Origin of the sequence: Streptomyces sp. SolWspMP-5a-2, assembly GCF_900091845.1 — a bacterium.
GTDB lineage: Bacteria > Actinomycetota > Actinomycetes > Streptomycetales > Streptomycetaceae > Streptomyces > Streptomyces doudnae.
The window spans coordinates 23,056-30,798 of the sequence record NZ_FMCI01000202.1 but is presented as its reverse complement, the minus strand read 5'-3'; the positions used below and the strand labels follow the sequence as shown (position 1 = coordinate 30,798).

Annotated in this window: 9 protein-coding genes; 5 read left to right on the top strand and 4 right to left on the bottom strand. The window is 74.7% G+C overall.

Going from position 1 to position 7,743, the window contains the following annotated elements; translation table 11 throughout:
- Nucleotides 1-1,327 (top strand): hypothetical protein (locus GA0115242_RS20500; RefSeq protein WP_093830546.1); only part of this gene is annotated, 1,327 nt, incomplete at its 5' end.
- 42 nt (nt 1,328-1,369) lie between these two features.
- On the opposite strand, the gene GA0115242_RS20495 is transcribed toward GA0115242_RS20500, so the two are convergent.
- The 3 genes from GA0115242_RS20495 to GA0115242_RS20485 form a co-directional block, all read right to left on the bottom strand.
- Nucleotides 1,370-1,795, bottom strand: coding sequence for a hypothetical protein (locus GA0115242_RS20495; protein WP_093830544.1), 426 nt, complete (start codon nt 1,793-1,795; stop codon nt 1,370-1,372).
- 28 nt (nt 1,796-1,823) lie between these two features.
- On the bottom strand, nt 1,824-2,666 hold the full coding sequence (locus GA0115242_RS20490) for a DUF1206 domain-containing protein (RefSeq protein ID WP_093830542.1): 843 nt from the start codon (nt 2,664-2,666) through the stop codon (nt 1,824-1,826).
- 74 nt (nt 2,667-2,740) lie between these two features.
- Nucleotides 2,741-3,004 (bottom strand): DUF5133 domain-containing protein, encoded by a 264-nt coding sequence (locus tag GA0115242_RS20485; RefSeq protein WP_093830540.1) that lies wholly within the window; start codon nt 3,002-3,004, stop codon nt 2,741-2,743.
- Nucleotides 3,005-3,296: 292 nt separating this feature from the next.
- Here GA0115242_RS20485 and GA0115242_RS20480 point away from each other — a divergent pair, with 292 nt between their 5' ends.
- From GA0115242_RS20480 to GA0115242_RS20465, 4 genes are all read left to right on the top strand, one after another.
- Nucleotides 3,297-3,623, top strand: a complete 327-nt coding sequence (locus tag GA0115242_RS20480; RefSeq protein ID WP_093830538.1) for a polyprenyl synthetase — start codon at nt 3,297-3,299, stop codon at nt 3,621-3,623.
- Nucleotides 3,613-4,668: a polyprenyl synthetase family protein gene (locus GA0115242_RS20475; RefSeq protein ID WP_093830536.1), complete on the top strand. Its 1,056-nt coding sequence runs from the start codon at nt 3,613-3,615 to the stop codon at nt 4,666-4,668. Before GA0115242_RS20480 ends, GA0115242_RS20475 begins: the two co-directional genes overlap by 11 nt.
- A gap of 47 nt (nt 4,669-4,715) precedes the next feature.
- The gene (locus GA0115242_RS20470; protein ID WP_093830534.1) at nt 4,716-5,876 is read left to right on the top strand and encodes an oxygenase MpaB family protein; all 1,161 of its coding nucleotides are present in this window, start codon (nt 4,716-4,718) and stop codon (nt 5,874-5,876) included.
- 143 nt (nt 5,877-6,019) lie between these two features.
- Nucleotides 6,020-6,904, top strand: coding sequence for an expansin EXLX1 family cellulose-binding protein (locus tag GA0115242_RS20465; RefSeq protein ID WP_093830532.1), 885 nt, complete (start codon nt 6,020-6,022; stop codon nt 6,902-6,904).
- Between the two features lie 24 nt (nt 6,905-6,928).
- Here the strand turns inward: GA0115242_RS20465 and GA0115242_RS20460 are convergent, their stop codons facing one another.
- Nucleotides 6,929-7,585, bottom strand: coding sequence for a TetR/AcrR family transcriptional regulator (locus GA0115242_RS20460; protein WP_256089480.1), 657 nt, complete (start codon nt 7,583-7,585; stop codon nt 6,929-6,931).
- Nucleotides 7,586-7,743: the final 158 nt, after the last annotated feature.

Sequence of the window (7,743 nt, the reverse complement as noted above, 5' to 3'; positions counted from 1 at the left end):
GTCCGAGGCCGCCGCGCTGCGGGTGGTGCGCGGGCTGCGCGGCGCGCGGGCCCGGCACGACGGGCACCGGCTGGCCGGTCTGGTCGCGGACCTGAGCGAACTGCTCCTCACCACCGGCCTGCTGGCCGGGGAGGAGCCGGACCCGGCGCTGCTCGGCACCGCCCGCCGCGCCTACCGTCCCGGCGGCAGCCTGCGGGTGCGCGGGGTGTGCCGGGAGCCGGTGGTGTCGGCCACCGGGTACGGGGGTGTCGTCACCCTTGTCGTCGACGACGAGGGGCGCTGGTACTCGGTGGCCGACGTCAAGCCCGGCGGGGTGGCGCGGGCGCGGGGCGCCGGGACCGCCACGGTGATGATCGGCTCGGGCGGGCTCGACCACGCCCGGCTGGCCAGGGGCGGGCTGCTCATCTCGGGCGCGACGGTCTCCCCGGAGGGGCGGCTGGGCGCGGGCAAGGGCGTCCGGGCCACCGCGGTCGCCGGTCAGCCGTGGGCGTCCGGGCCGCTCGGCGCGCTGTTCGCCAGACCGCTGGCCGAGACCGTCGCCGAGCGGCTGGGCGGGGGTCCCGGTCTGGATCCCGAGCGGGCCGAGCACCGGGTCCGTGAACCGGTCGGCTGCGATCTGGTCGTGGTGGGCACGGCGGACGGGCAGGTGATCGCCCGTGAGATCCGCGCCGGCCGGCCGGACGAGGAGGGGGTGCCGGTCCGGCTGACCCCGGCCAACGGGCACCCCGACCTCGCGCACACCGCCAACCTCCGGCAGCTCGCGGCCAGACCGGGACTGCGGATACGGGTGATCGGGCGTCTCGAGCCGGACCGGGCGGCGACGCTGCGTCCGCTGGCGGTGGCGCCGCTGCCGGACACCGACGCGACGCTGCGGCTGCCCGCCGCCTGGGAAGGGCATGCCGATCTGGGCTACGACCGGCTGGAGGGTTCCCACTTCCCGCCGCCGGGGACGCTGCCCGCGGCCGGCGCTGTGGTGGAGCCGCCGTCGGACCCGCTGGCCGAGGCGCCGCTGTGGCGGCTGCGCAGGATAGTGGAGGTCGCCGTGTCGGGGGGCCGCAGGGCCGCGGCCGAACCGGCCAGGGACGGCGACCGGGGCGGGGCGGGTGCGGCACTGCGGCGCGGCGGTTTCCGGACCGCCGCCGATCTCGCGGGCGCCCTGGCCGCCGAGGCGGACCGGCGCTCCCGTGATGTCTTCGGTCGCACCGGCGAGGCCGACCCGGACGCGTACGCGCGGGCCTGGCTCGCGGCGGCGGTCCATCTGGCGGGGGCGGAGCGTTCCCTGGTGCGGGCCACCTGGGGACCGCGGGAAGCCGACCCCGTGGGGTGAGGGGGACGCCGGGGGACCGTCCGGTGGCCCGCGTGCGGAACCTCAGAGGTCCGTGGGCAGGTCGCTGGCCTCGGCGATCCCCCGCAGCACCTCGTCCTGGTCACGGCGCTCGCGCAGATAGGTGGCGATCTCCCCGAGCCGTTCCGGGTCGGTGGCGGTGTCCGCGTCCGTGACCAGGCGGACGGGGCTCTCGTCGCCGAGGCTGATCTCGACGACCTCGTTGTCCAGCCGCCCGGTGACGGCCGCCGCGATGACCAGGACGGCCTCGTCGCGGAGCTTGGGCGGCAGGCTCTCCGGCCGGTCGTCGATGGCGAACTCCATCTCCGGCAGGCGGTGTTCCTCGATCGCGCGCAGGGCGGGCCCGACGGCTTCGATCAGCAGTCGGTAGTCCTCCGAGTCCATCCGCGCGCGCAGCAGATCGAGGTAGATGTCGACGGGGCTGTTCTCCGGCAGCTCGGGCTCGTTCATCAGGTGCGCCTTCCCCGTGCGTCGGATGTCAGACCTTCCGCCACCGCGCGAGTGCGAAGGAGAAGAGGCCGAACAGCATGAACCCGATGGCCACGCAGACCAGCAGCCACGGCCCCAGCGGGGTGTGCGCGAGGCTGCGCAGGGTGTCGTCCATGCCCTTCGCCTTGTCCGGCTGGTAGTCGATCGCGGCCCGTACGGCGAAGACGCCCGCGGTGGCGAAGACCAGGCCGCGCGCGGTGCCGCCGCCGACGCCGGTGACGTCGACCATGCGGCGGGTCCTGCGGGACATCTCGCCGAGCTTGAGCTTGTCGTGGTACTTGCGGCGCACCGCGCGGACACCGATCCAGACACCGGCCGCGACGACACCCGCGCCCGCGAGACCGACTATCCACTGGCCGCCGGGCAGTCCGAGGGCCCTGGCGGTGACGTCGCGGGACTGCTCGTCGCTCGAACCGCCGCCGCCGCTGCTCCCCGGTGACACCGCGAACATGATCACCGAGTAGGCGACGAAGCCGTAGAAGACGCAGCGGACCCCGGACATCGCGCGTTTGCGGGCCTTGCCGCCGTCCTGTCCGGCCGCGCCGAAGGCGACCTCGGAGAGCCGCCACAGCGCCATCCCGACGAGACCGGCGGCCAGGGCCCAGAGCACGACGACGCCGAAGCTCTGCTGGGCGATCTCCTCCAGGGCGCCGCCCCGGTCGGCCTGGTGGTCCGAGTCACCGAAGGCGACCTGGACCGCGAGGACACCGACGAGCAGGTAGATGACCCCCCGCGCGGTGAGTCCGGCACGGGCCGCGCCCTCCCTCACCGAGCCGCGTGCGGCCCGCTCGGCGTGTGTGCGGCCCGCTCGGGCCATGGCTGTCGAGTTCATGTGGACCTCCTGCGGCTCCGGATGCCCCCGGCGCCGCCGCGCACACGCCGGGGGTCTCGCTCGGGACCGCGGTGTCAGGCGCAGACGTCCGTGGGGGCGCCGACGGGGAGGGAGGACTCGACGGGCGCGGCGGCCGTCCGGGTGCCGAGCAGCCGCCGCGCGGCCTCCACGGCGAGCGTGACGTCCCGGGTGCTGGTCAGCACGCAGAGCGTGTAGGCCGCGTCCTGCACGCGCCGTCCCTGTCCCGCGGCGTCCGCGGGGCTTGCCGCCTCGGCGGTCCGCGCGGCCTCGTACTCGTCGAGGAGGTTCCGCAGGACGACGGGGTGGGGGATCAGCATCTGACACGCTCCTCTGGTTCGCCTGGCAACAGCGGGTGGCTTCGTGGCCCGACCGGGGTCCCCGCGATCTCCGGGACGGTTCCGTCCGGACATGGAAAGGGCGCCTGGACCCCACGGCCGCAACGTCTTTGTCGGCCTCGCCTCGGGTCCGAAGCGCGAACTTCCGTGTGCCCGGCGCTCGTCGGGCCAAACCCAGCACGGGCGAACGAGTCCTTCACCCGATGGTGAGTTAGGGCTCCGCCGTGGTCGCGCGGGCGCGACGCTGGGCGGGGATCCGGAGCGGGGAGGCGGCATGATCCGTGACGTGGGGCGTCGGGGCGGCGAGCAGGCGGTGCTGCTGGCGGCCGGGCTGGCCGATCTGGCCGTGGACACGGTGGGTTCGGCGCTGGGGGCGGCGCGGTCGCTGCTGCGCCGTTCCGACACGGCGGAGCTGGCGGCGCACGCGGAGGACGAACTGACGGCGCGCGGCCGCCTGGTCCTCGACCGGTACGCGGTGGTGCCCCCGGCCCATCTGGAGGTCCTCGCCCGCCATGTGCTGGCCACGCGGTCGGGGACCGGCCCCGGGGAGCCGAGCGCGCCGCCCGCGGGACGGACCGCGCGGGACCACGATGGCGAGTGAGGCGTGGGCGTCGGCCGCCCTCAGGTCCCGGGTGGACGAGGTGCTGCGCGGCTTCGTCGCCGAGGAGGCCGGTCATCTCGTCGCGATCGACGCGTCGTTGGAGCCGGTGGCCGCGCAACTGGAGGCGGCGGTCGCCGAGGGGAAGCGGCTGCGGGCCGCGTTCTGCTACTGGGGCTGGCGCGCGGTGGGGCAGCCGGACAACGAGGCGCTGGTGCGGGCGGTGGCGTCCATGGAGCTGGTGCACGCGGCGGCGGTCGTGCACGACGACCTGATCGACGACAGTCCGCTGCGGCACGGCAGGCCCACCGCGCAGGTGGCCCTGCGGGAGGCGGCGGGCCCTCACCCGCGCGGTGTAAGCGCGGGCCGTGCGCTCGCCCTGCTGGTGGGTGATCTGCTGATGGCGCTCGCGGGGCAGTTGTTCGCGACGAGCGGGCTGCCCGCCGCCTATCTGGCGCGGGCGCGGCCGCTCTGGTCGGCGCTGGCGCGGGAGCTGATCGCGGGCGAGTGCCTGGAGATCCTGCGCACGGGGGCGGCTCCGGACACCGGCGCGTCGTTGAAGGTGATCCGCTACAAGACGGCCAAGTACACCGTCGAGCAGCCGCTGTTGATCGGCGGGACCCTGGCGGGGGCCGGGGGCGCGCTGCTGGACGGGCTGTCCGCCTACGGGCTGCCGCTGGGCGAGGCGTTCCAGCTCCGGGACGATCTGCTGGGCCTGTTCGGCGATCCGGCGCGGACCGGCAAGGCCAACTCCGACGATCTGCGCGGCCGTCGGCCCACCGTGCTGCTCGCGGAGACCTGGCGGGCGGCGGGCGCCGACGACCGCGCCCTGCTCGACCGGCTGCTCGGCAGGGGCTCTCCGGCGCGGGGGACGCTGGAGTCCGTGCGGGAGGTGATGGTCCGGCTGAAGGCCCCCGAGCGGGTGGAGGGCATGATCCGGGCGCGGGTCCGTGAGGCCCTGGACGCCCTGCACGGCCTGGACGTCCCCGCGCCGGCCGAGGCAGCCCTCACCGCGCTCGCGCACGGGGCGGCCGACCGCGCGGCCTGATCCCCTCCCCCGGTCACCCCACCCTCTCGACAAGGAGACGACCCGCGATGATGCACACCCAGGAGTCGGCGGACGCGCTGCGCCAGGCCGGGGACGAACTCGCCGACGCCACCGTCGCCACCCTCTTCGAGCGCGGGGAGGTGGGGAAGTTCAACACGCTGATGCGGTACGTCTCCACGGCCGGCTCCCCGCTGCCCGACGGGCTGCCCGAGGTGGCCAGGGAGTACCTGGCCGTGACCGGCGCGCCGCCGTCGTGGGTGGACTGGGCGGAGATGGAGCGGGCGCGCCTGTTCTTCATCGACAACAACGTGCACATCTCGACCGCGCTGTCCTTCGCGGCCATGCCCGCCTGCTATCTCGTCCCGACCGTGGCGAAGCTCCTGTCGGCGACGCACGGGCTGCGGTACCCGTCCAAACGGATGGCGGAGACCGGCCAGTTCACGGTCCATCTGATGCAGCCGGGGGCGTTCGAGGCGGGCAGCCGGTTCATCCCGGCCGCGCAGAAGGTGCGTCTGCTGCACGCCTCCATCCGCCACCACCTCCGGCGCGAGAACCGGTGGGACGAGGCCGGGCTCGGGACGCCGATCTGCCAGGAGGACATGATCGGCGGGCAGATGTTCTTCTCCATGCTGGTGCTGGACAGCCTGCACCGGCTCGGCGTCCATCTGTCGGCGGAGGGCGCGGAATCCTACCTCTACGCCTGGCGGGTGGTCGGCGCGATGCTCGGCGTCGACCAGAGCGCCGTCCCCAAGACCCTCGACGAGGCACGGCACTTCCTGGACCAGTACATGGTCCGGCACATGGGTCCGTCGCCCGAGGGCGTCACGCTGACCCGCCAACTCGTCGACCTGTACGAGGAGGTGGTGCCCGGCACGCTCCTCGACCCGGTCGTCGGCGCCCTCATCCGCTACCTCGTCGGCGACACCTGCGGCGACTGGCTCCAGGTGCCGCGCACCCCGTGGGACACGCTCGTGAAGGCGGCGCCCCGGCTGCTGGGCGTGCTGGAGACGATCGAGGACCGTTCCCCGCTGGGCGCCTGGGCGCTGGACCGGCTCGGTCATGTCACGACCCTGCTCGAACTGTCGTCGCTGACCCGGGGCCGGGTCATGCACTACGCGATCCCCGAACACCTCAAGGACGACTTCGGGGTCTCCACCGCCACACCTCGCAACCGCCGTTGGACGCCACCGGCGGCGACGGTCTCCTGACGCCGACGGCACGCGCGGCCGAACTACGGCGTGTACGGAGTCAGTTGACTCTGGACGGCTTGTACCGCGTGAGTCGTCTCTGGCACGATCGCACCTTCCGTCACCCGCGTCCGCGCGCGGCGGCACCGAGGAGGTCGGGTCGGTTGCACAGGCGCTGGCTGTTCCTGGCGGCGTGGGCGCTCGTCGTCGTCGCGCTGATCGCCGTCGTGCTGCGCGCGGACGGCTCCGACGCGGGCGACCGGCGGTCACGGGCCGACGACGGGACCCGGGCGGGCGCCCCGTCCGCGACCGCGGCGGGGACCCGCGCACCGTCGCCCTCCCCCGACCCGTCCGCGGCCTCCACGTCCCCTACGGCATCGGCTCGTCCGGCGCCGTCGGCGGAGCGGACCTCTCGCGCGGTCCCGGCCGCCGCCCCGCTGGCGGGACGGATCGGACCGGGCGCGGCCCACCGCGGTGTCGCCACCTTCTACGACGCCGACGGCGGCGGCGCGTGCATGTACGACCCGGGCGGTGACCCGCTGACCGGCGCGATGAACACCGCCGACTACGAGTCCGCCCGCGCCTGCGGGGCGTACGTGCGGGTCACCTCGGGCGGCAGGTCCGTCACGGTGCGGATCACCAACAAGTGCCCCGGTGACTGCGCTTCGGGCCGGATCGACCTGAGCGCGGAGGCGTTCGCGCGGCTCGCCGCGCCGTCGGCGGGCCGGATCGCCGTCTCCTGGACGCTGGTGAGCCCGAGCGACGTCGGCACGCTCTCCGTGCGGTACAAGACCGGGTCGACGGCGTACTGGTGCGGCATCCAGCTCATCGGCCACCGGAATCCCCTGGCCCGCCTGGAGGTTCGGGCGGGCGACGGCTGGCGGCGGTTGCCGCGCGCCGACTACAACTACTTCCTCGCGGCGGACGGCGGCGGCTGCGGCGGCGCCCTCCGCGTCACCGACATCTACGGCGAGCGGCTCACGCTGGACGGGATCGGGCTGCGCCCCGACGTCGTGCAGCCGACCCGGGCTCAGTTCGCCCGCCACTGAACCGGGCGCCCGGCGGGCCGGGCGTCAGTCGTCCTGGGTGACGGGCGCCAGCCACAGGGCGACGATGACGTCGATCAGGCCGTTCGCCGCCTCCCGCCAACTGGCGCGCGAGGTGGGGGTGTTGTCGGCCAGGGAGCGTTCGCGTTCGGCGGTCATCTGGGTGATGAGGTGACGGGTCATCGCGCCGCGCTCGGCGTGCACGCCGGGCGGCAGGTCGGGCAGACGGCGGTTGAGACCGTCCTGGAGCAGCCGCAGGGAGGGCGACGCGTCGAGGAACGCCTCGTTCATGTCCGCGCGCAGCGCCGGGTCGGACATCACCTGGGCCATGAACCGGGCGTACCAGCTGGGGGTGCCGAGGTCCTCCAGGTGCTCGGTGACGGGCCGTACCGCGCAGGCCACCCACTCCCGCAGGTCGGTGGAGTCGTCGACCCCGGCCATCATGCGCTGCCTGCCGATCTCGATCCGCTCAGCGTGCCTGCGGGCGACGGCGCGCACCAGGTCGGTCTTGGTGCCGAAGTGGTAGCTGACCGCCGCGTTGTTGCCCTGCCCCGCGGCGAGGCTGATCTGGCGGTTGGCGACGGTGTGCACGCCGTGCTCGGCGAACAGCCGCTCCGCCGCGTCGAGGAGCGCCTCGCGCGTCGCGCTGACCTGCTCGTCCCGTCTGGATCTCCGGGTCGCCACGAGAACCGCCTCGGGACACGTCGCACCATCCCGGGGCGGCCCGTCCCCCAGGCCGCCGCGGGTTCTCGGCCGGGTCGGCGAGATCGGACGACGAAAGCCTACGCACTCGCCGCCCGGCATGATCGCGCCGACGGTGACCGGGCGGCGGATTCCCCGCG

Coding starts and splice junctions, on each gene's coding strand:
- GA0115242_RS20495 (WP_093830544.1), bottom strand. CDS start 1,795: ATGAACGAGCCCGAGCTGCCGGAGAACAGCCCCGTCGACATCTACCTC.
- GA0115242_RS20490 (WP_093830542.1), bottom strand. CDS start 2,666: ATGAACTCGACAGCCATGGCCCGAGCGGGCCGCACACACGCCGAGCGG.
- GA0115242_RS20485 (WP_093830540.1), bottom strand. CDS start 3,004: ATGCTGATCCCCCACCCCGTCGTCCTGCGGAACCTCCTCGACGAGTAC.
- GA0115242_RS20480 (WP_093830538.1), top strand. CDS start 3,297: ATGATCCGTGACGTGGGGCGTCGGGGCGGCGAGCAGGCGGTGCTGCTG.
- GA0115242_RS20475 (WP_093830536.1), top strand. CDS start 3,613: ATGGCGAGTGAGGCGTGGGCGTCGGCCGCCCTCAGGTCCCGGGTGGAC.
- GA0115242_RS20470 (WP_093830534.1), top strand. CDS start 4,716: ATGATGCACACCCAGGAGTCGGCGGACGCGCTGCGCCAGGCCGGGGAC.